14 protein-coding genes are annotated in these 24,021 nt (G+C 43.9%); 2 read left to right on the plus strand and 12 right to left on the minus strand.

Features of this window, described 5'->3' with window-relative positions:
• Positions 1-4: 4 nt before the first annotated feature.
• From PD282_RS24415 to PD282_RS24440, 6 genes are read right to left on the minus strand one after another with little or no spacing between them, the layout of a single operon-like run.
• The gene (locus PD282_RS24415) at positions 5-748 is read right to left on the minus strand and encodes a sugar phosphate nucleotidyltransferase (protein ID WP_274654029.1); all 744 of its coding nucleotides are present in this window, start codon (positions 746-748) and stop codon (positions 5-7) included.
• Between the two features lie 5 nt (positions 749-753).
• Complete coding sequence (locus PD282_RS24420; RefSeq protein WP_274654031.1) at positions 754-2,085, minus strand: UDP-glucose dehydrogenase family protein; 1,332 nt, start codon at positions 2,083-2,085, stop codon at positions 754-756.
• Between the two features lie 32 nt (positions 2,086-2,117).
• Positions 2,118-5,093 carry a glycosyltransferase family protein gene (locus PD282_RS24425; protein WP_274654033.1) on the minus strand — a complete coding sequence of 992 codons (2,976 nt, stop codon included), beginning with the start codon at positions 5,091-5,093 and terminating at the stop codon, positions 2,118-2,120.
• 18 nt (positions 5,094-5,111) lie between these two features.
• Complete coding sequence (locus PD282_RS24430) at positions 5,112-8,480, minus strand: glycosyltransferase (RefSeq protein ID WP_274654035.1); 3,369 nt, start codon at positions 8,478-8,480, stop codon at positions 5,112-5,114.
• A 55-nt stretch (positions 8,481-8,535) separates the two neighbouring features.
• Positions 8,536-9,276, minus strand: coding sequence for an ABC transporter ATP-binding protein (locus tag PD282_RS24435; protein ID WP_274654037.1), 741 nt, complete (start codon positions 9,274-9,276; stop codon positions 8,536-8,538).
• Positions 9,277-9,307: 31 nt separating this feature from the next.
• Positions 9,308-10,084 (minus strand): ABC transporter permease, encoded by a 777-nt coding sequence (locus tag PD282_RS24440; RefSeq protein WP_274654039.1) that lies wholly within the window; start codon positions 10,082-10,084, stop codon positions 9,308-9,310.
• Between the two features lie 256 nt (positions 10,085-10,340).
• Here PD282_RS24440 and PD282_RS24445 point away from each other — a divergent pair, with 256 nt between their 5' ends.
• Positions 10,341-12,818, plus strand: a complete 2,478-nt coding sequence (locus PD282_RS24445) for an O-antigen ligase family protein (protein ID WP_274654041.1) — start codon at positions 10,341-10,343, stop codon at positions 12,816-12,818.
• Positions 12,819-13,072: 254 nt separating this feature from the next.
• On the plus strand, positions 13,073-14,650 hold the full coding sequence (locus PD282_RS24450; protein WP_274654043.1) for an S-layer homology domain-containing protein: 1,578 nt from the start codon (positions 13,073-13,075) through the stop codon (positions 14,648-14,650).
• A 787-nt stretch (positions 14,651-15,437) separates the two neighbouring features.
• Here the strand turns inward: PD282_RS24450 and tuf are convergent.
• The 6 genes from tuf to rpoC form a co-directional block, all read right to left on the minus strand.
• Positions 15,438-16,628: an elongation factor Tu gene (gene tuf, locus PD282_RS24455; protein ID WP_274654045.1), complete on the minus strand. Its 1,191-nt coding sequence runs from the start codon at positions 16,626-16,628 to the stop codon at positions 15,438-15,440.
• A 111-nt stretch (positions 16,629-16,739) separates the two neighbouring features.
• On the minus strand, positions 16,740-18,818 hold the full coding sequence (gene fusA, locus PD282_RS24460; protein WP_274654047.1) for an elongation factor G: 2,079 nt from the start codon (positions 18,816-18,818) through the stop codon (positions 16,740-16,742).
• A 29-nt stretch (positions 18,819-18,847) separates the two neighbouring features.
• Entirely contained in the window at positions 18,848-19,318 is a 471-nt protein-coding gene (gene rpsG / locus PD282_RS24465; RefSeq protein ID WP_274654049.1) for a 30S ribosomal protein S7, read from the minus strand.
• Positions 19,319-19,378: 60 nt separating this feature from the next.
• Positions 19,379-19,798, minus strand: coding sequence for a 30S ribosomal protein S12 (rpsL, locus tag PD282_RS24470; RefSeq protein ID WP_274654051.1), 420 nt, complete (start codon positions 19,796-19,798; stop codon positions 19,379-19,381).
• 132 nt (positions 19,799-19,930) lie between these two features.
• A complete protein-coding gene (locus PD282_RS24475; protein WP_274654053.1) occupies positions 19,931-20,161 on the minus strand; it encodes a ribosomal L7Ae/L30e/S12e/Gadd45 family protein in 231 nt (76 codons plus the stop codon).
• A gap of 217 nt (positions 20,162-20,378) precedes the next feature.
• Positions 20,379-24,002: a DNA-directed RNA polymerase subunit beta' gene (gene rpoC / locus PD282_RS24480; RefSeq protein WP_274654055.1), complete on the minus strand. Its 3,624-nt coding sequence runs from the start codon at positions 24,000-24,002 to the stop codon at positions 20,379-20,381.
• Between the last annotated feature and the right edge of the window lie 19 nt (positions 24,003-24,021).

Below are 24,021 nucleotides of genomic sequence, written 5' to 3' on the forward strand. Positions count from 1 at the left end.
CAATCTATAATTTAAGTTGACCGAACTCTTCGCCGAAGACAATATCCTTCGCCAGCTCATTGGCGCGCATAAGCGAAGCATGCGTTCCCGCATCCGTCCACCAGCCCTGCAAAATATCATATGTCAGTTCATTGGCGGCGATGTAGGCGTTATTAACATCCGTGATTTCCAATTCCCCGCGCCCGGACGGCTTCAAGGTGCGAATGATTTCGAACACGCGGGAATCATACATATAAATTCCGGTTACGGCATAACTGCTTTTCGGCTGCGCAGGCTTCTCCTCGATCGAAACGATCCGATCGCCTTGCAATTCCGGAACGCCGTAACGCTGCGGATCATGGACCTGTTGAATGAGAATCTTCGCCCCTTTTTGTTGTTGACGGAAATGATCCGCAAAAGTTGCGATCCCGTCGGCAAAAACATTGTCTCCCAAAATGACCGTCATCTGATCACCGTTCACAAACTGCTCGGCCAACCCCAGAGCTTGGGCAATCCCTCCCGCTTCGTCCTGCACCTTATACGTAAACGTAAGGCCAAATTCTTTGCCGCTGCCCAAAAGGTTCACGACGTCGCCCATGTACTCCTTGCCGGTCACGATGAGAATGTCATGAATTGCGGCTTCTTTCAACTTCGCAATCGCATGAAATATCATCGGATATTTACCTACGGGGAGCAGGTGCTTGTTGGTGATTTTCGTGAGCGGGTACAGACGTGAGCCGGTTCCTCCGGCTAGGATGATGCCTTTCATATTTCTTACCTCCTACTTTTAGCATAGTTGAAACTGGTATCCGCATAGATGAACCTTTTTTTAGTCATCTCCTCCCCATTTAAACAATTACGAGTATCTAAAATTACCGGGAGATTCATGTTTTGTAGGATTCGGTCCCAATCAAGCCCAATAAATTGCTTCCAGTCCGTAACCAATACGATCGCATCACAATTCTCACTCATTCCATACTCATCTGATGCAAAATCGATTTTCTCGGAAACTTGATGAAACATCGTTTTAAAATTTGACATTCCGATCGGATCAAAAACTCTGACCTTTGCTCCCTCTTTTAGTAAAGCATCAATGAATGGGAATGCTGGAGTTTCCCTTACGTCATCAGTTTCTGGCTTAAAGGTTAATCCCAATATTCCTATCGTTTTTCCTGTTAGGACCCACAAAAGATCCTTTAATTTATTTACCATTTTAGCAGGTCTTTCATTGTTTATGCGTATGACTTCATCCAATAAATTGAAATTTAAGTTGTTTTTATCCCCGGCATGAGCAAAAGCTCTTAAATCCTTTGGGAAACAAGAACCCCCAAAACCGATACCAGCTTTCAAAAATTTGCTGCCTATACGATCGTCGTAACCCATTCCTAGTGCAACTTGTCTCACATCGGCTCCTACTGCATCGCATAAATCCGAAACCATATTAATAAAAGAGATTTTTGTAGCGAGGAATGAATTGGCAGCATATTTGATGATTTCGGCCGTATTGGAATTCGTAACAATTTTGGGACAACTGAACGATTGATAAATGTTTTGTAATATTTCAGCAGCCTTTTGACTGGATACACCCATCACAATTCTTTCCGGATTCATAAAATCGTCAACAGCGACGCCTTCTTTTAAAAACTCGGGATTTGAGGCGATTTCAATTTCGATTTGTTTATCGTCTTTATAAAACTGGATCAGTTCCTTTAAACGTGCCGCTGTACCTACGGGTACTGTACTTTTAAGAACAATTAGCTTATAGGCGGACGGACTAACGCACCTTATAATTTCGATTATTGCCGACTCGATTTGAGACATATCCGCACTGCCATCTTCTTTTGGAGGAGTTCCGACACATAAAAACAATACATCACAGTTTTCGACCACTGTTTCGGTTTGTAGAAAAAAAGTTAACCGGCCGTTTTTTGTATTATTTTGTAACAGTTCGTCTAGATCAGGTTCATAAATTGTGTTCTGTCCGCTTTTTAGTTTTTCGAGCTTTTCTTTGTTCTTTTCGACAACCATCAATTGATGACCGAGTTCCGCAAAGCATGCTGCCGTAACAAGTCCAACGTAGCCTGCTCCAAATACTCCAATTTTCATAACAAATTCCGTCCCCTGTCATGTAAGTCGAATTAATTCTTTTCAACCTCAAAATAAAGAAAACGCTCCTCCAGCAGTTTTTTAAAAGTTGCTGCACGATGATAAAAAGTATGGTGATCGAACACGATCTGCCTTGCCTGTTCAGCTTTAAAAGCCCTCTCATCCTCATGATTTAAATAGTAGGAGATGAGCTCAGTTAAGTGTTCTTTATCGCGGTAAATTAAAACACTTTCTCCAAATAACTCAGTCAAACCTTCCGTAAAATTAGATATAACTAAAGCACCACCTGCAGCTGCCTCAAAAACCCTGAGATTAATCGTTCCTGCGTTAAATGGGGCCGTATCTTCGATAACGATTTTGCTCCTGCCATAGATTTGCGGTACTTTACCATGTTCAATCGAACCTTTATGATAAGGCCGCCACGGGTGATTTTTTTCAGCTTCAAGCCTTCCATAAAAATGAAAATCAAAAGATTGGCTAAGATCCAGACATTTAACGATGTCTCTGGGAACTTCAAAAATATTACCTACAAAACTTACATCAATATCTCGTTGAAATTCTCTCACTGAACTAAACTCTGAGGTAATTGCGAGAGGAAGAGCCCCCCAAATTTTCCGATTATCAACACTCGTTTTCCCTATTTGTAAAGCAAAGTCGGTTGAAAATACCAGTCCGTTGAATTGATCAACCCAAGGTTGCGCCAGCCATTCCTTCACATACCCACGGACCCAGGCGACTTTTAATGTTTTCGGGGATATATTTAGCTTGCGTATATCGCAATCATGACGCATAATGATGACGATATCCGTACTTTCGGGTACTTCGTTCCATTCGAAAATAGGTCTTCTTGGTAAATAGCTGACTTCGTACCCGTACCTTTCTTTTAATGAGCTGCCAAGTCCATATGCAGAGAAGAAATCCCCCGCTGTTGTATCCGGACGATTTTCAGTTACCAGAAAACAGATATTCAAAGGAGTCTCCGACCAAAACTGTTTTCGATTATAAATCTTTTCCTTCCAAATTTCAGAAGAAATTTCTTTGAACCAAAGTTTGTTAAAAATTTCATTGTTTCGAATGCGCATCATTTTTCGAGATCGTTTACTTCTTTTCGTTTGTGAAGCAAATTCACGATGAAATAGTAGAGATCTCCGATGAATCAGAATTTTTTTGCCATACTTCCTAACTTTAAGCGAGTAATCTACATCTTCTTTTCCAAATTGATAGTCTTCGTTAAAACCATTTACGGCCTCAAATGTTTGCCGATCAGTTAGCATACAAGCAGCAGTAACGGCCGGCACCTCTTCAGTCCAGCTTTCATGATTCGTGTCAAGCGGGTTACGATATTTCCCAGTGTTATAAGGCATCAATCCATTATGACTCCAATTTATTTTAATACCATCGTGTTGGATCGAACATCCCGGGTATAGTACTTCACCATGTTTATTCAACTTGTTCTGGTGGTTATAAATTAAGCGCGATCCAACAATACCAACATTGTCTTCCGATCGAAAGGCTCTAAGCAGTTCATCCAGCCAGCCGAATAGCGGCACAACATCATTGTTAAGAAAAACAAATATATCTCCTCGTGCATGTTTCACTCCAAAATTGATTGTCTCGGAAAAATTCAAATCACGAGCAGTATTGATAAATTTGAAATGGGGATCGTTTATTCCTTCGGTAAATCTCTTGGTTGAATCGTTACTGTTATTATCAATTATTAAAACCTCATAGTTTTCGATTAAGGTGTTGATCATAAGATGCGGAACGAGATGCCGAAGATGATGAACTCCATTTTTCGTAGGAATTATTATACTTACCAACTGAGGCGACTGATAAGGAACCGCTAAACGAGTAGCCAAAGCTTTAATTTCAGCTTCACTGGCCATGTTTAATAAAGTATGAAGTCCCTCTTCGTTAAAAAGCTTGATCTTTGCCTTTTGAAGTATGATACTTATTTGTTTGATTTGCGATTTAATCGTGTTAACTTTGTGGTAAGACTTATGTAATAAGCGATAAGTTTTCCCATAGCCTAGCCGGGTCAATAAAAATTCGTTCGCGACTTTTTTGACTGATTTTTGCTGTTTAGCTTTAGGATATTGCTTTTGAAGGTTGAAATTTGAAAGAATCTCTAAAAATTGATCTACGCGCCGGTTAACAGTGTGATCCTCAACTGTTTGGCAGTATAAAGTCTCTGTCAATTCAGAATAATAATTTTTCCGTTCGAAAATATCCTGAATTAATTCCAATAAACCTTTTCGCGAGTTATAGGTTAATGCATGAGGGAACAACTTTTCAAGCTCGCTATGAGAGTCACTGATTACGATAGACTTACAAGCATACGCATCAAATATACGGTTATTGATAAAACCATACGATTTCATATCTTCCCAGTGATCATTTAATAATATATTACAAGAAGAATATAAAATTCTCAGTTTTTCGTTGGGAAAATATTCATTTTTAATATACTGATCGGGAATCAGCCCCTTCCAGCCTCCTCCATAAACTGTGAGCGATTTCGGCGGCGGAAGGATGTCCCGTATGATCTCGCGCATAACTCCCCTGGAGTTACCAACAAACAATAATTCGGATTGATACGCTTTATTTCGATCAGGATAGAATAATTTAGTATCCACGAATTGGTGCAAAGCTTGAACAGGCACGCTTAGTTTGTCCTTTAATTGCTCAGAATAAGTCTCCGAAGCAACCAGCACCAAATCGTACTGATTGTACTCATCAAAATCAATTTTAGAGGGATGTGAAATATTCCACATGATATTAAAATGATGAGGCTTGACTTGATATTTTGACAAGCCCCTGACATGTACAATGATATCAGCATCAAAATCCCGGTCAGTATGCCATTCAGGAAGAATTTGAATTTCGTAATGATGCCCCTTATTTTTCAGGGCTTCGCCGAAACTGCGAATTAAGTGATAATCTCCCCATTGATGAAGCTCCCGCTTGGACGGGACACCTATTTTGAAACAGAAATTAATTGTTTTCATGTAATTAAACATCCTAATTTAAAGTGTAGGTTTAGAAACTGATTTAACATGATTTGTCTCATTGAGCAATTCTTTGTAAATAACATTATACTCATTTGACATTGTATTTGTATCTTTAAATCGAATATTTTTCATTTCATCTTTAACTCTATAATATTCATTTTCTGAATCACTTACTTGCAAAATCATCTTATAAACCTTTTCAACATCCGTATAGTCGACAAGCCACCCTGCTTTATGACGAAGAACGCGTTCACGCAACGTACCAATATCACTTACAAATGGTGGTAAACCGAATGCCCAGGATTCCGTTAACGTATGGCAATACGTTTCAGGCCATATTGAAAAGATCACTGAAAAATTGGGCTTAATTTCTTTTAGACGCTCCCCTAATTTGTCCCTTTCATAGGGCCCATGATAAATAGTGAAATCTTTTATCTTTGCTACTGTATTACCTAATACGTGAAGTTCCAATCTGTTGCTTCGAGCCCGGTCAAGTTTTACTAAATCAATGATTAACTGCATTCCTTTGCTTTCATTAATACCACCAAATGTAACAATTTTTATTTTACTATTTGGTTTTGGTAACTCAGAAACATCTAATAAATTATTTAGATCTCTACCATGTTCAATTACTCTGAAATCCTGATTTTCCAGTTCTTGATATACTTCAGTATATCTTTTTTTAGAATACTCAGAAGTAGTAACGAAGTAACTAATATTATTAAGCATATCTCGAACATTATTTTTCCAAGTGTAAACCCATTTATGCTTAAGCTCGGGCATCTCCGGAAAGCGCTTTTGTTGGTAATTGCACGTTCCATTTCCTGGCGTACAATTGCCTCCACAATACCTCATATTGTTGTCGAGTAGTTGGATGGTCGGACAAATGAAGTAAAAATCGTGAAAAGACATGACAAGCGGAATATTGAGTTGGTTCGCAATATAAGGTAAATCAAATGTATGTCCCAATAAATGGCGAACATGAATGAGATTTATATTATGTTTGTTTATAATATTAATTAAAATCTGTTCATAATCATCTCTGCGGAAATCTGTTATTTGTATCGGTCGTTGAAAATAATAACTTTTCAATTTCCGTTCGTTTCCGGTCTCAGAATCTACTATAGATAATTCAAGATGCATTGAATCACTAATTAATATAAAACAGTTATATTCTCGACTTAATTGTCGTGTGAGATCCAAATTCGTTAAAGGTGTCCCTCCCCCTCCTTTATGTAATACAAATAATAAATTTCTATGATTTCCTTCTTTTTTGTTTGAATTAATCATGTCAAGTCTCATATCTACCTGCAAATGCTCAAGAGGATTTGCTTTTAAAAATGCATCCACTTCGGACTTATAATTCGGGTATCTGTCGTCCAAAATAAGTCGGTTTTTTTTAAGCAATTCATTTTTATCATCACCAAATGAAACACTTCGCTTATGGTAAATAAATGTTGAATCATCAATAACATTCATCATTCCATATTTTTTTACACGCATACAAAAATCGTTTTCTTCGCAATACCCTCTACCATAAATTTGATCGAAAACTCCAATTTGATCAAGCACAAACCTTTTTATAAACATACAAAAACCATTACCGGTTGGAACAGAAGGATAATCATTACGCGAATGCTTAGCTAATAATTCAGCCATATCGTGTTCCGAATAACCGTTAGGTAAATCTTGATTCTGATTAAAATAAGGAACTGAGAAAGGACCTGCTGCATTACTCAGAGGAGTTACAGTAGCTATTTCCTTTTTCGAATAGGCACATATAACCATACTTCTCAACCAATCTCGAGTTACTCTGGTATCGCTATTTAATAAAATTACATCTCTATCCGAATAAAGCATTCCTTTATTTACAGTCTCTATAAAACCTAGGTTTTTCTCATTTTGCATAACCACTATATGTTCGTATCTTGATTCAAGTTCTTGCAAATAAGCAGAAATTCGATTATCAGGAGAACAATCATTTACAAGAAGAATACGATATTCAGGATAATCGGTAAATTTTAAAATACTATTAATACAATCTACAAGTTCTTCAAAAGCATTGTAAATTGGAATAATTATGTCGACTGCCTTAGGAAAAGATTGGCTCTTTATATGCATTTTATCATCTATATTTCTATCTTGTTTTGTATTTTCAGGCTTTATTTCACTGCTTTTGTATTTTTCAGCTTTGATATTTTCGTCTTGTCCTCTTTCAATCCTGTTTTTCTTGCCTTCAGTTAACAAATTAAACATTCTAGCTGGTAATAGCAATGTATGCTTAGACGGTTTGCTTGCAAGGATAAGAGCATCGCCCAGCTTATATCTCACAGAATTAAGGTGTGTATTTGCCGCTTTTTCCATTCTGATATATTCAGTATTTTTCTTTGCAAGCATCTTTGTCAAATTATCAATTTCTTTACTCTTAAAAGTAATTGAAACATTTAATTCATTTATTTGTTCTTTCTGAACACTAAACTGTTTATGAGTTTCTTGATTCTCTCTTTCTAGCCTCTTTAAATATTCATCTTTTTGCTCGAGTAACTTTTCAAGTTTTTTTACTTTTTGATCTAATTTACTGACTTGTTCTTTTAAAACGATTGTCTTCTCAACAGTTTGTTTTTTTTCTTTATTTAATTCTATCACCTTAATATGACTCATTACTCTCTGTAATTCAACGTCTCTAACAAGTGAGTTGGAAAACTCATACAATTCATAAGGTTTAATCAAATATTGTTGGGCACGATTAATAATTATTCCCAATCCATGGAATCCAGGAACTTGGTAAAACAGTAAATCAAAAGAAGTTTGTTTAACGAAATCCTCAATTGCTGTGAGAACTCCATTTTTAGGAGTGTGTTCATAAATAGAATTATTTAAGTGAGGATTAAGTCCTCCTTGTTCGACTAGACTCGAATAACTAGGGGATATACCCATTTTTTTGTATGGCTGCTGATAACCTAAAGGTATATTATCTGGATTATAATAAAGATCTCTTCTTCCATACGGCCAATGAATATCGTGAATAAAAACAACCGGGAATTCTCTTCCTTCGAAAGTCTGCTCAATAATTTTCAACTCGTTATAAACCGTATACCAATTATGGTCTCCATCAATTAATATTGCGTCGTAGCTATTAATCTTTGGCAATGCATTTAAACTCAGTTCTAAATAAAACTGAATCGTATTACCATATTTTTGTTCATAGGTTTTCAAATCAAACAAAGGTTCAGGATCTATCGTAAATAGTGTGCCACTTTTTCCTGCGCAATACTTTATCAGCTTATCAGTATTTTTGCCACTTTGGCTTCCAATTTCAACAACATTCTTCGCATCAATTACCGATAGAATCGGGTGAATTACTAAATCCCAAAATCTTTGCATTTAACCGTCTCCTAATTTAAGAGTTAGATCGGATCGAAATTAAGAAATGTAGAAATTAAGCTTCTTCCCGAAACTTATTGCAAACTATAGCTGACTCTCCTATTTCACGTACTTTGCCCTTTTCCAACCACAAAACAGTTTGACACAATTCCTGTACCTGGGACAACGAGTGAGAAACGAATAAAACTGAGGTTCCCGACTGAATCATATTCTTTATTTTCTGTTCGCATTTTTCCTTGAATTTGAAATCTCCAACCGATAGTACTTCATCGACAATAAGCAAATTAGGTTGTATGCTGGTTGCAATTGAAAATCCGAGACGCGCTTTCATTCCTGAAGAATAATTTTTTATAGGCGAATGAATAAACTTTTCAAGTTCTGAAAATGCAATAATTTCATCGATTTTATTTGATAGAAATTTTTTAGAAAACCCTAAAAGCATTCCGTTAAGATAAATATTCTCTATACCTGACAAATCATTGTTAAATCCGGCCCCCAATTCGATTAACGGAGCGATAGATCCCCTTCTTGTGACCTCTCCAAATGTAGGCTTCAGTATTCCAGCGATAATTTTCAATAAGGTGCTCTTACCAGCTCCATTGAGTCCGACAATCCCAAATATCTCTCCTTTTTTTACTTCGAAACTGACATTGTCCAAGGCAAGAAAGTGTTCATAATTTATTTTTTTCATCAATTTTTTAATAAAAAACTCTTTGAACGATTCCACTTTTTCTGTCGTCAAACGATACTGCATCGTTAAATTATTGACTTGAAGCACCGTATTTTGATCTTGCATAAAGTTTCTCCTCAATTCTTATAGGCCCAGTCTAAATTCGAAAAATAAATCGGTCTTGATTCTTATAAAACACCGATAAGCCTACGATTATAAGAAAACATGCGTATGAAAATGAGACAACGATATCATGTCCTGAAGGGAGATTATCTTGTATCAATATTTCTCTAAACATTCGTAATATTGAAAACAACGGATTAAATTCAATTAATATTAAGTATTTATCAGGGATAATCCCGATTGGGTAAAAGATCGGTGTTGTATACATGACTAACATGAGTAAAACTGAATAAAGATGTTTTATATCCCTGAAAAACACTGATAATGTAGATAACACTAATCCCGCCCCTATAGTGATAAAAAACAGTAAGATTAATGGAATGAAGATTAATAAATCGTCAAAAGATAGATGCATCCCTGTAATAAACATAACTAAAATTAATGGAACAACCGCTAAAAAATTCGTAATGAATGATGAACAGATTTTTGAAATCGGAAAAAAATATTTAGGTACATAAACCTTTCGAATTAACTGGCTATTCGATGGGATAGAATCAAGTGCAAAATGTGTTCCTTCTGAAAAGAATGAATAGATGATTCTGCCTGTTAAAGCATAAACGGGAAAGTTTTGAATGTTGTTTTTAAAAAGAGATGAAAATACAATGGTCAAAACTCCCATAACTAAGAGCGGCTGCAACATGCTCCAAAGCATCCCAATCGATGAATTTCTATACTTAAGTTTGACATCTTTTCTTACGAGTTCAATAAATAAGTCTTTATATTTCAATAGGTTATATACATGTTGTTTCATAGTCTCTCCTAAATATAATTAATGGTGTATACCAAATTAAAGTGGTGTAAAACTTGATTACTCGCAAATTATCCACCACCTCCTTCCAAAATACTAGGAAAGCATTTACCCAATTTTAACGTTATTATACAAACCGATTGCTAAACAGTACCAGATATAAAATCAATTCAATTGTTCCTCTATGGAATTTTAATGCCTACTTTGCTAGAATGAATACGTCTCAAGGAAGAATAAGTTAACCACAAGGAGTCTTAAAATGAGAAACGATAAGCTTCCCAAGAAAAAAAATACTGCCCTGGATTTTTCGCTGATTCAATGGCTTGGCATTATTCTTGTCTCCCTTTTTTTTATCGTATCCCCGTTTTACCAAGGTTTGTTTAATGGATATCAAGTAGGGTACGAAGATAAATTATACGGCGCCATGCTAGCTGTTTTCGCTACATTAGTTGTTATGGCCATCTTTCTTTTTATGAAATGGCAGCTGAACAACTACAAATCCCTTTTATCAATTGGTATCTTGCTTCTACCTGTCGTATATTTCTTTGCATCCTTTCATGCAGCTTCGGAGCATTTCGCTCGAATTATGATTTTGAACTATTTCGTTCTAGCCGCGTTTTATATTTTTGGACTATATTTAATAAATTCAAACGAAACAAAGACGTGGTTTGTTTCGTTTATACAATTAAGCGGCTATGTAATAGTGGTTTTCGGTCTATTAAATCTCTTTGGACAAGTTCATTATACCGATGCATTGTGGTTAGCAGATGGCCGAACGTATAGACTCACATCCGTTTTTCAATATTCAAATACATACGCCGGGTTCCTTGTTGCATTGTTCCTGGCCTGTCTCTATTTCATTGTCTTCACTAAACGATGGTATATAAGAATGATGCACGCTGTTATGCTTGTGCCCTTGTTCACATCATTCATGCTTACATACTCTCGTGGCGCAATCGTAATCCTTCCGTTTCTTGTGTTGATTATTTTGCCGTTTTTTAGGATGGTTCGTCAAATCTCATATCTACTGTACATGGTATTGTCGATTCTTTCAACTTTCATCATTTTAAGTAAGATTACAACAAATTACGATAAAATCGCACGAATCGTACAACCGAAAGCCGCTGGTTCACCTGCTCATACGATACCTTTCTGGCAACAAATGGCTTTACAAAGCTGGCTTCTCGTAATCGTTACTTCAATTGTTACGGCTTTAGCTGTATTTGCCTGCAATCAATGGGTGGTTCCATGGTTCGAGAAGAAACTCTCTTCCTTGAGTTTACGAAAAGGGTCCGTTTTTGTTATCCCTATTATTGTTGTTGGCATTGGAGTTATACTTTCAATTTTAGTCATCAGCAGTGGAGAAATTCAAAAATTGCTGCCTGAACAGATCGCTCAGCGCCTGGAGAATATCAACTTTGATCAGCACAGTGTTTTGGAAAGGGAGACCTTTTATCGGGACGCATTTAAGGTTATTCGGGATTATCCAATACTAGGTACGGGTGGTGGCGGATGGGCGACTATTTATCAGAAATACCAGAGCAATCCCTATTCAAGCAATCAAGCTCACAGTTATTTTATTCAAACGCTGGTTGAAGTTGGAGTTATAGGTTTTGTCATTGTACTCGCCATGATTGCAATTTCCTATATCCTTTTTATTCGGTTGTATATTAAGCATAAAAATCTTCAAGGCAGTCAATTTTTCTTTTTCATCGTTTCGCTGTCGCTCTTGGCGCATAGCATGATCGATTTCGATATGAGTTATCTTTATTACAGCAGTCTAGTATTCTTCTGTCTGGGTGCTATGTTGGCCCCATATGGAAGTGAATTGATTATCGTTAAATGGAATGAATATAGCAACAGCAAGTACAAATATATTTTCCCGGCATCAGTAGCTCTTCTGTCTATCATCTTATTCTCTTGGACCATGCGCCTACACAATGCCAATCAATACTACGATCAGGCTTTGGCAAATGCGAGTAAAGGAAACGCAACATTGGATAATCTTTTGCCGGATATCGACAAGGCCATTAAAATCACGCCTGATCATCCCACTTATACATTAACTAAAGTTAGTTTGCTAAGTCAGGCCTATCAACAAACACATAATCAAACCTATTTGCAGCAAGCGAAAACCGCTCTTGACCGGCTTGTACCTTATGAGCCTTATAATCATGATTTGATTTTGGCTCAATATCGCAACTTTAAAGATTTAGGAGCGTATAATAATGCAATCAATTCCTTAAAAGAAGGGATTAGTAAATTTCCCTGGGATATTAATTTTTATGAAGCAGCCATGCTAGAATACTTTGTTGACGGTCAAGCGGATTTAAGTACTGAGCCGGATGAATCTAAAAGTGTTTGGAATCAGGCACTTAATTTGTATAAAGAAGTTTTGAGCCGAATTGATAAACTTAAAGATTTGCCAAAGGAACAACTGCCTGGCCGACCATTTGAACTTACACCTACCATTCGGCTGGCTATTGGCGGAATCTACTATTTTACGAAAGACTATCAACAAGCCATAAAGGTTCTAGAACCAATGAGAACTGAACCATTAACAGGCAACGATCCGTCGGTGAACTATACTACTAATCGTGCTGGTGTAAGGTATTATTTAGCTTCTCTTCACAAAACGGGAAAAGACGACTTGGATCTACAAAAGAAGTTGATTAGCTCGGATCCCAATGAAAAAATAACGTTGGATCAAGTAGAGGAATCGGTTGGTGCACGTTGATTATTCGTAAATAATATACTTTAGACGCTTTATGCATAAACAATTACAAATTCTTTACCGATAAATATTTGTGAAAGTATTTGGGACATTGCGAAACTCCTAGTTATGAACCAATGTTTTGAAATTTGCTCGACAAATTTATATATTTTCTTTCTATTTACAAATATTGATCTTTTTTTCTTCCATGATCTAGTATATAATTCGTTTTCGTAGATGATGAGATATTCTTCATTTTAATGAAAGGAGGTGAAAACATGAAAAAACTGGTCTTGAAAAAGACCGCTGGATTGATTGTCCTTTTAATGACGATCACGATGCTTGTACCGATCATTGCTTTTGCCAGCGCTGGTTTCCAAAATATCACCAGCAGCAACGGATCTGTGTCCGGACAAGTTTACGTATCTCAGGATGTATACGATCAGCTTAAATCTCAGAACAATAGCGTACAGGTTGAGGTGTATGCTGAAAATGGCTTCCATTGGACCATTGACACTACATACTCAAACTCTGCTGCAGGTAGCGTTTACTTCGATTTTGATGTGCCGAGTAATGTTTACCCGGAATATAGCAAATTGAGGTTCAATTATTTCTACCCAGGCAGTGATGTCATTTCTGATGTTTACTACGATCGTAACTACTATGGTAGCGGTGGTTACTATGGTGGCGGAGGATCATCCAGCGGTCCGATCGTTGTTTTTGAAAATGGTAACGTCGATGCAGCCAGCCTTATTGCTGCACTGCAAGCTGACGGAACGGCGACAATTACGACCGATATTGAAACTCTCTACCTGCCAGCTAATGCTCTGGTCGGCGGTAAATCACTGACGATTAAAAACAGCGAAGGCGTTACGTACACCCTTCCCATTGGCGCGCTTGACCTCCGAAAACTGGCTGACTCCGTTGGAGTTGATCTTTCTACTTTGGTCATTCGTGTCGATATGAAAAAGGTAACGGGCGATGACGCAACGGAAGTTGCAAATGCTGTTTATAAAGTTGGTGAATCTGTCGCTCCAGTTTACGATTTCAATGTCGTGGCACAAGGCAGCGGTAAGGAGCAAGAAGTCAACTTTGGTCAATACGTTTCTCGTCAGCTTCCGTTGTCTGAAACTGTAACCGATACGACTTATAACCTGACAGGCGTTATGTTTAATCCGGATACAAACGAGTTGAACTTTGTTCCGACTACGTTTGCAACGGAGGATGGCAAAACGACTGCAACGTTGATGCGTAACGGTAACAGCATCTACACGGTTGTGAATGTGAAGCCTGTATCCTTCACGGATATGGTCGGTAACTGGGCGCAGAAAGACGTGACCACTCTGGCATCGAAGCTGATCGTTGAAGGAACGGGCGCTAACAAGTTCGAACCGAAACGGAATATCACTCGTGCCGAGTTTGCAGCAATGGTCGTTCGTTCGTTGGGTCTTGACGCTTCCGGAACTGCATCCTTCAAAGATGTAGCTTCGAACCAATGGTATGCCGGTTCTGTAGCAGCTGCTGCTGACGCTGGTATCATCAAAGGCTACGAAGATGGCAGCTTCAAACCGAACGCGAACATTACCCGCAAAGAAGTGGCAGCTATGGTCGTTCGTGCTATGGCTTATGCCGGTAAAGACGTGAAGCTGTCCGACGCTGATGTGTCTGCAGCTCTTGCTAAATATACCGACGCTGCTTCTCTTGGCTGGGCGAAAGCCGAAGTCGCTGCAGCGATCAAGTCCGGTATTGTACTTGGCCAAACCTCCACGCAAGTGGTCGGCGACGCTAACGCAAACCGCGCTGAAGCCGCTACAATGATTATCCGTTTTCTCAGCAACGTTGGATTCATTAACTAATAATCCATCGGATAGCGCTCCCGAAAGGGGGCGCTATTTTTTTTGCATAGGAGATACCGTTGGTATGGTAAATCGATTTAAATTTATGTATAGATTTCCCTTGCTTCAATCGTATAACGAAATGTAAGTTGTATTCAGAAATCATGTGGTTCAGCTACACTCCCACTTCATGGAATATTGGTCCTAAGTAAATAATGGAAGTTCCTTTACTAATACAGGGGGTAAATATGTTGTAGGTTGGCACTAATAAAAAGTAGGATCTTGGTCATGATCGATAGATATCGTGTTTCTCAGGTGGCAAGTCTTTGGATCAGGGTCATGGGTTTTTGCGGTTGTTACAGAATCCGGAGGACGGGCACGATACCGCCTTCCGTCGCAATCGCCGCCGCTTCATTCGTCAATCTGGCCTCGATTTGTAGTTTTACGAGAGACGATGCGAAAGTTGTATCAGGACCAGGCACAAGGAATCTTTATGTTGATGTACGAGCTACTACAAGGGTAGATGGAGGCCTATAACACGCGAACGAAATATTTCAAAACAGCTTTTGTTTACTCCGTAGCCGACTGACCGCCATCATGCAGCGAAAACACCGTGAAATGACAGCTGTGAATGGTACGCAAAGAATGGCTCCCACACATGCATCCAGCCGTTTCCTATTAACGCACAATCGCACCTGTGGGGAATTTACCTATATGTACAGGTACCAGCTCACTCACATGGCGCCAATAAAGAAAAGAGCATCCCCGAAGGAATGCTCTTTAGATGTGCGGCTGTAGCCGCGGGTAATTATTTTTGAATCGTTGCAACAGCGCCGGCGCCTACGGTGCGGCCGCCTTCGCGAATTGCGAAGCGAGTGCCTTCTTCGATGGCGATTGGAGCGATCAGCTCAACCGTTACCGTGATGTTGTCGCCAGGCATAACCATTTCCGTGCCTTCCGGCAGGTTGATGATGCCCGTTACGTCCGTTGTACGGAAGTAGAATTGGGGACGGTAGCCAGTGAAGAACGGCTTGTGACGGCCACCTTCTTCTTTCGTCAGGACGTAGATTTGAGCGGTGAAGTTCGTGTGCGGTTTAACCGAACCCGGCTTCGCCAATACTTGGCCGCGCTCGATTTCTTTACGGTCAACACCACGGAGCAGTGCGCCGATGTTGTCGCCGGCTTGAGCGGAGTCAAGCAGTTTACGGAACATTTCAACGCCCGTAACGACGGATTTTTTCGTTTCTTCGTTGAGACCTACGATTTCGATCTCATCGCCTACTTTAACCGTACCGCGCTCTACGCGACCCGTAGCAACGGTACCGCGGCCCGTAATCGTGAACACGTCCTCGACCGGCATAAGGAACGGCTTTTCCGTGTCGCGCTCAGGCGTCGGAATGTAGGTATCGATTTGCTCGAACAGCTCAACGATTTTGTCAGCCCAAGGGCCGTCCGGATTGGACAGAGCTTCACGAGCTGCGCCGCGAACGATCGGCGTATCGTCGCCCGGGAATTCATACTCGTTCAGCAGGTCGCGAACTTCCATTTCAACGAGCTCAAGCAGCTCTTCGTCTTCAACCATGTCGCACTTGTTCAGGAATACGACAATGTACGGTACGCCTACCTGACGGGAGAGCAGAATGTGCTCGCGCGTTTGCGGCATCGGGCCGTCAGCTGCGGATACAACGAGAATTGCGCCGTCCATTTGAGCAGCACCGGTGATCATGTTTTTAACATAGTCGGCGTGACCCGGGCAGTCAACGTGAGCATAGTGGCGGTTAGGCGTTTCATACTCAACGTGAGCCGTCGAGATCGTGATACCGCGCTCGCGCTCTTCCGGAGCTTTGTCGATTTGGTCGAATGCTACAGCAGCACCGCCGTATTTTTTGGAAAGTACCGTCGTGATGGCCGCTGTCAGCGTCGTTTTACCATGGTCAACGTGACCGATCGTACCAATGTTAACGTGCGGTTTGTTACGTTCAAATTTAGCCTTAGCCATTGAACTTTTTCCTCCTTAATATTAGGAAATGTGTATGTGATCGGCGGGTTTAAGCGGCTAATCGCCGCCTTCCCCTGCCAAAGTACAACTTATCCGCTGCGAAAATCCGAATTACGCGTTTCCTTTGGATTTCGAAATGATCTCTTCCGAGATCGAACGCGGAACTTCTTCATAGTGCGACAGTTCCATCGAGAACACGCCGCGGCCTTGCGTACCGGAACGAAGCGTCGTCGAGTATCCGAACATTTCGGCAAGAGGTACCTTCGCACGAATGATGACTGCGCCGTGACGCGTATCCGAACCTTCGATACGACCGCGACGGGAGCTCAGCATCCCCATAACGTCGCCCATGTACTCCTCCGGAACGCTGACTTCGACCTTCATAATCGGCTCAAGCAGTACGGGAGCACACTTGTCCTTCGCCGCTTTAAGCGCCATGGATCCGGCAATTTTGAACGCCATCTCCGAGGAGTCGACATCATGGTACGAACCGTCGAATACGGTAGCTTTGATATCGACGAGCGGGAATCCGGCAAGAACGCCGTTCTTCATGGATTCTTCAATACCGGCCTGAATCGGACCGATATATTCACGAGGAATCGAGCCGCCGACGACTTTGTTCTCAAAGGTGAATCCCGCGCCAGCTTCTTGAGGCTCGAATTCAACCCAGCAATGACCGTATTGACCGCGGCCGCCAGATTGGCGCACGAACTTGCCTTCAACCTTCGCGGCTTGTTTAAACGTCTCGCGGTATGCAACCTGCGGCTTACCGACGTTCGTTTCGACCTTAAACTCGCGAAGCATCCGGTCAACCAGAATTTCGAGGTGAAGCTCGCCCATGCCGGCGATGATCGTTTGTCCGGTCTCTTCGTCTGTATGAGCGCGGAACGTCGGATCTTCTTCGGCCAGCTTTTGCAGCGCGATACCCATCTTATCCTGGTCCGCTTTCGTCTTCGGCTCAACCGCAAGCTGGATAACCGGCTCAGGGAAGTTCATCGACTCCAGAATAACCGGATTCTTCTCATCGCACAACGTATCGCCGGTCGTCGTATCTTTGAGGCCTACGGCTGCCGCAATATCGCCAGCGTAAACTTCACTGATTTCCTGACGGCTGTTCGCGTGCATTTGAAGAATACGACCGATCCGTTCGCGTTTGCCTTTCGTCGCATTCACAACGTACGATCCGGAATTCAGGATGCCGGAATATACGCGGAAGAACGTCAATTTGCCAACGTACGGGTCCGTCATAATTTTAAACGCCAGTGCTGAGAACGGTTGATCGTCAGCCGATTTGCGCGTCGTCTCCGTGCCGTCTTCAAGAGTACCCTTGATGTCCGGAACGTCGAGCGGCGACGGCAGATAGTCGACGACCGCGTCGAGCATAAGCTGAACGCCTTTATTGCGGTACGAGGAGCCGCAAATGACCGGGAAGATTTTCACTTCGCAAACGCCTTTGCGCAGAGCCGCTTTGAGCTCCGGAATCGTGATTTCTTCACCTTCCAGATACTTCATCGTGAGCTCTTCGTCCAGTTCTGCAACTTTCTCAACCAATTCCAGACGGAGTTCGTCGACCTTATCGGTGTATTCCGCCGGAATTTCGATTTTCTCCGGTTCTTTACCCAGATCGTCCTTATATTTGTAAGCGACACGTTCAACAATGTCGATTACACCGATAAAGTCGTTCTCGGCGCCGATCGGAAGTTGAATGGCAACGGCATTGGCCTGCAGACGCTCACGCATGTCTTTGACGACATTAAGGAAGTCTGCGCCAATGATGTCCATTTTGTTAACATACGCGATACGAGGCACGCCGTAACGGTCAGCTTGACGCCATACTGTCTCGGATTGCGGCTCGACGCCTTCTTTGGCACTAAATACACCAACGGCCCCGTCCAATACGCGCAGGGAACGTTCGACTTCAACCGTGAAGTCGACGTGTCCCGGGGTGTCGATAATATTGATGCGGTGACCATTCCATTGAGCGGTTGTAGCGGCCGACGTAATCGTAATGCCGCGCTCCTGTTCCTGCTCCATCCAGTCCATCGTCGCTGCGCCTTCATGCACTTCGCCGATTTTGTGGGTACGGCCCGTGTAGAAAAGGATCCGTTCGGTCGTGGTCGTTTTTCCTGCGTCAATATGCGCCATAATCCCGATATTGCGCGTATTTTTCAAGGAGAACTCTCTTGCCATGATTTCGTCTCCTTTCGATTATGCGAATCCTACCAACGGTAGTGTGCGAATGCTTTATTCGCTTCTGCCATTTTGTGCGTGTCTTCGCGTCTTTTCACCGATGCGCCCGTATTGTTGGATGCGTCGATAATTTCTGCCGCCAGACGCTCCTCCATCGTTTTCTCGCCGCGGTTGCGGGAGTAGTTGACGAGCCAGCGGAGACCAAGCGACGTGCGTCGCTCTGGCTTTACTTCTACCGGGACCTGATAGTTGGAGCCGCCTACCCGGCGCGCTTTAACTTCAAGTACAGGCATAATATTTTTGATAGCCGCTTCGAATACTTCCATCGGGTCTTTACCCGTGCGCTCGTTGATCAGCGTGAACGCATCATACAAAATCGTCTGCGCTACGCCGCGTTTGCCGTCGATCATGATGCGGTTAATCAAACGCGTTACCAGCTTGCTGTTATAAAGCGGATCCGGAAGTACATCACGTTTCGGTACTGGACCTTTGCGTGGCATGAGGTAATCCCCCTTTCACCAAGTATTAGCATTGATTTGCATGAAATAACCTCATGCGATTTATTTTTTCGCTTTCGCGCGTTTCGTTCCGTATTTCGAACGAGCTTGTTTCCGGTTGTTTACGCCTGCCGTATCGAGCGCGCCGCGAACGATATGGTAACGTACACCCGGAAGGTCTTTTACCCGTCCGCCGCGAATCAATACGACACTGTGCTCTTGCAGGTTATGTCCGATACCCGGAATGTAAGCCGTAACCTCAACGCGGTTCGACAAGCGAACCCTTGCGTATTTACGCAGCGCGGAGTTCGGTTTTTTCGGCGTCATCGTACCGACGCGAGTGCAGACACCGCGTTTTTGCGGAGCGCTGATATCCGTTGCCTCGCGTTTCAGAGCGTTGAATCCTCTTTGCAGGGCCGGCGATTTCGATTTGACGATTTTCGCTTCACGGCCTTTGCGTACCAGCTGGTTGATTGTTGGCATGCTGCCACCCCCTTCCCATATTGTAAAACAAACAATCTTAACGGCTCATTTTAAGCCCACAGATCCAGGCGGTTCATAAAGAGACAAACGAAAATTTTTGCGCGCTTCGATAAGCGGCAAAAACGATAACGTTTATTCGATGTCCGGTATTTCAGCCGCCATAGCAGCGCCGACGTCAATACCGCAGGTTTCCCCGAGATTCTTCATTGTGTCGATCCATTGGACCGGCACTCCCGCCGTTTTGCAGAGTCGGACAATCGTTTCCTTCATCTGCGAATCCGCATCTTGCGCAACATAGACGCGAACGGCTTTGCGCTGCTCCACCATTCTCGCCGTTTGCTTACTGCCAACCGCATACTGCATGCTTATCCCGTCCTCCGGGCAATGCATTTAGGCACACTACGATATAGTAGCATTCCGCCTAGCGATATGTCAAGCAAGTTTCCTGGTGCCAAATGAATAGATTTCGTAAAACGAAATGTTCGCTGAAAATGTGCGCAGCGAACGGCTGTCCGGCATAATATCGACCGCATGACAGCCGCTCATTGCACACGTTAAAGGTAAACCTCGTTAACGTTCGTTACTCGATCGTCACCGCATCTTCTTCCAATTGATCGTCCATTTGCTCCAGCTCGTCATCCATGCCGGCAAAACGAATGTTGCGATATCGGGTCATGCCGGTCCCTGCAGGAATCAGCTTGCCGATAATGACATTCTCTTTCAAGCCGAGCAGTTGGTCGACTTTCCCTTTGATGGCCGCATCCGTCAGCACGCGGGTCGTCTCCTGGAAGGAAGCGGCGGACAAGAACGAGTCCGTTTCAAGCGACGCTTTCGTAATCCCGAGCAGTACCGGCTTGGCGACCGCAGGCTCGCGCCCGGACAGAATGACTTCCCGGTTCGCGGCTTCGTACTCGTGAATATCAACGAAGGAGCCCGGCAGCAAGGTCGTCTCTCCGGCGTCGACGATGCGAATCTTGCGCAGCATCTGCTTGATCATGACTTCAACGTGTTTATCGTTGATTTCAACGCCCTGGTTCCGGTAAACGCGCTGAACTTCCTGCAAAATATAGTTCTGAACGCCGCGAATCCCTTTGATTCGAAGCATATCCTTCGGGTCGATCGAACCGTCCGTCAATTCGTCGCCCGCCTCGACATGCTGACCCTTAACCACGCGAATGCGCGAACCGTAGCTGACGGAATACACTTTCGATTCCGCTTCGCCCTGCACTTCGATCTCACGGCGGTCTTTCGTCTCCCGGATATCCTTGATCACGCCGTCAAGCTCGGTAATGATCGCCTGGCCTTTCGGATTGCGCGCTTCAAACAGCTCCTGAATCCGCGGCAAACCTTGCGTGATATCGTCGCCGGCAACGCCGCCGGTGTGGAAGGTACGCATCGTCAGCTGGGTTCCCGGCTCACCGATCGATTGAGCGGCAATAATGCCGACCGCTTCACCGATCTCGACGAATTTGCCTGTAGCCAAGTTGCGCCCATAGCAGATTTTACATACGCCATGACGCGCGCGGCAGCTGAGAACGGAGCGAATCTGCAGCTTCTCGATGTCTGCGGCAACGATGGCTTCCGCTTTATTCGAATCGATCAGCTCGTTGCGGTGGACGATAATCTCGCCCGTCTGCGGATGGCGGATCGTTTCGAACGAATAGCGGCCCTCGATGCGGTCGTACAAATCCTCGATGACCTCTTTGCCGTCCTGGATCTTGCTGACGGTAAATCCTTTATCCGTACCGCAGTCTTCCTCGCGGACGATCACATCCTGCGCAACGTCGACAAGACGGCGGGTAAGATAACCCGAGTCCGCGGTCCGCAGCGCCGTATCGGCGAGACCTTTTCGCGCGCCGTGCGTCGAGATGAAGTACTCGAGGACGGTCAGGCCTTCGCGGAAGTTCGACTTGATCGGCAGCTCGATAATCCGTCCGGACGGGTTGGCCATCAGGCCCCGCATGCCGCCGAGCTGGGTAATCTGCGATTTGTTGCCCCGCGCTTTCGAATCCACCATGAGCATGATGGAGTTGTAGCGGTCCATCGATTTCATGAGGACATCGGTAATTTGATCTTTTGCTTTGCTCCAAATTTCAATAACCCGGTCGTAACGCTCTTCATTCGTAATCAAGCCGCGGCGGTACTGGTTCGTGACCACTTTGACCTTATCTTCCGATTCCTGCAGCAGCTGCTGCTTCTCCTGCGGCACGATAACGTCGGAGACGGCAATCGTAATGCCGGCGCGGGTCGAATACGTAAAGCCGAGCTGCTTGATCCGGTCGAGAATGACCGACGTAAGCGTCGTATGGTAACGGCGGAAGCATTCGGCAATAATTTGGCCGAGGTATTCCTTGCCCACCGCGCCCATTTGCGGAACGTTGTTCATAAACGCGCTCAAATCGGCGCCTTTTTCGTAAACAAAATATTTGTCCGGCGTCCCCTGCAGCAGGTTCACTTTGGTCGGCTCGTTGATGTACGGGAACGTATCCGGGAAAATCTCGTTAAAGATCACTTTACCGACGGTTGTCGAAATAAGCGACTTCTGCTGGTCTTCGGTAAAGTTTGCTTTGTTCAGCACGCGAACGGGCATGAAAATACGGGCATGAAGTGAGACGATCCCGCGCTGATAAGACGAAATCGCTTCGTTCACGGACGAGAATACCGAGCCGCTGCCTTTCGCTTCCTTGTTGTCCATCGTCAGATAATAGCTGCCGAGGACCATGTCCTGCGAAGGCGTAACGACCGGCTTGCCGTCTTTCGGGTTCAAAATGTTGCCGGACGCCAGCATCAGAAGACGCGCTTCGGCCTGCGCTTCTGCGGACAAAGGAACGTGAACGGCCATCTGGTCACCGTCGAAGTCCGCGTTATAAGCGGTACAAACGAGCGGATGCAGCTTAATCGCGCGTCCTTCGACCAAAATCGGCTCGAAGGCCTGGATGCCAAGACGGTGAAGCGTAGGGGCACGGTTCAGCAGCACCGGATGCTCCTTGATTACTTCCTCGAGGACATCCCATACTTCTGGACTGACGCGTTCAACTTTCCGTTTTGCGCTCTTAATGTTGTGTGCGAGCCCTTTGTTCACGAGCTCCTTCATGACGAATGGCTTGAACAGCTCAAGCGCCATTTCCTTCGGCAGGCCGCACTGATACATTTTCAGGCTCGGCCCGACGACGATAACGGAACGTCCGGAATAGTCGACGCGTTTGCCGAGCAGATTTTGACGGAAACGGCCCTGCTTGCCTTTCAGCATATGGCTGAGCGATTTGAGCGGACGGTTGCCGGGACCGGTAACCGGACGGCCGCGACGACCGTTGTCGATCAGCGCGTCTACGGCTTCCTGCAGCATCCGCTTCTCGTTCTGCACAATGATGTCGGGAGCGCCCAAATCGAGCAGACGCTTCAGACGGTTGTTCCGGTTAATGACACGGCGGTACAGGTCGTTCAAGTCGGACGTTGCAAAACGGCCGCCATCCAGCTGCACCATCGGGCGAAGCTCCGGCGGAATAACCGGAAGCACGTCGAGGATCATCCATTCCGGCTTGTTGCCGGAATTGCGGAACGCCTCGATCACTTCCAAACGCTTGATGGCGCGGTTACGGCGCTGGCCTTGAGCCGTGCGCAGGTCTTCCTTGAGCGTTTCAAGCTCGCGCTCGACATCAATGTCCTGCAGCAGCTTCTTGACCGCTTCGGCGCCCATGCCGGCCTGAAAGCCATAGCCGTATTTCTCGCGGTAGCTGCGGTATTCTTTCTCGGACAGGAGTTGTTTCTTCTCCAGCGGCGTATCGCCCGGGTCCGTTACGACATACGATGCAAAATAAATAATCTCCTCGAGCGAGCGGGGCGACATGTCGAGCGCCAGTCCCATCCGGCTCGGGATGCCTTTGAAATACCAAATATGCGATACGGGCGCAGCCAGCTCGATATGCCCCATCCGTTCGCGGCGGACCTTCGCGCGCGTCACTTCGACGCCGCAGCGGTCGCACACGACGCCTTTGTAACGGACGCGCTTATATTTGCCGCAATGGCACTCCCAGTCCTTCGTCGGTCCGAAGATCTTCTCGCAGAACAGACCTTCCTTCTCCGGTTTCAGCGTCCTGTAGTTGATCGTCTCCGGTTTCTTCACTTCTCCGCGGGACCAGGAACGGATCTTATCCGGGGAGGCCAATCCGATCTTCATGTACTCGAAGTTGTTCACGTCCAACAAGGAGCAACCCTCCTTCGTC

The organism is Paenibacillus humicola, assembly GCF_028826105.1.
Taxonomy (GTDB): Bacteria; Bacillota; Bacilli; order Paenibacillales; family Paenibacillaceae; genus Paenibacillus_Z; species Paenibacillus_Z humicola.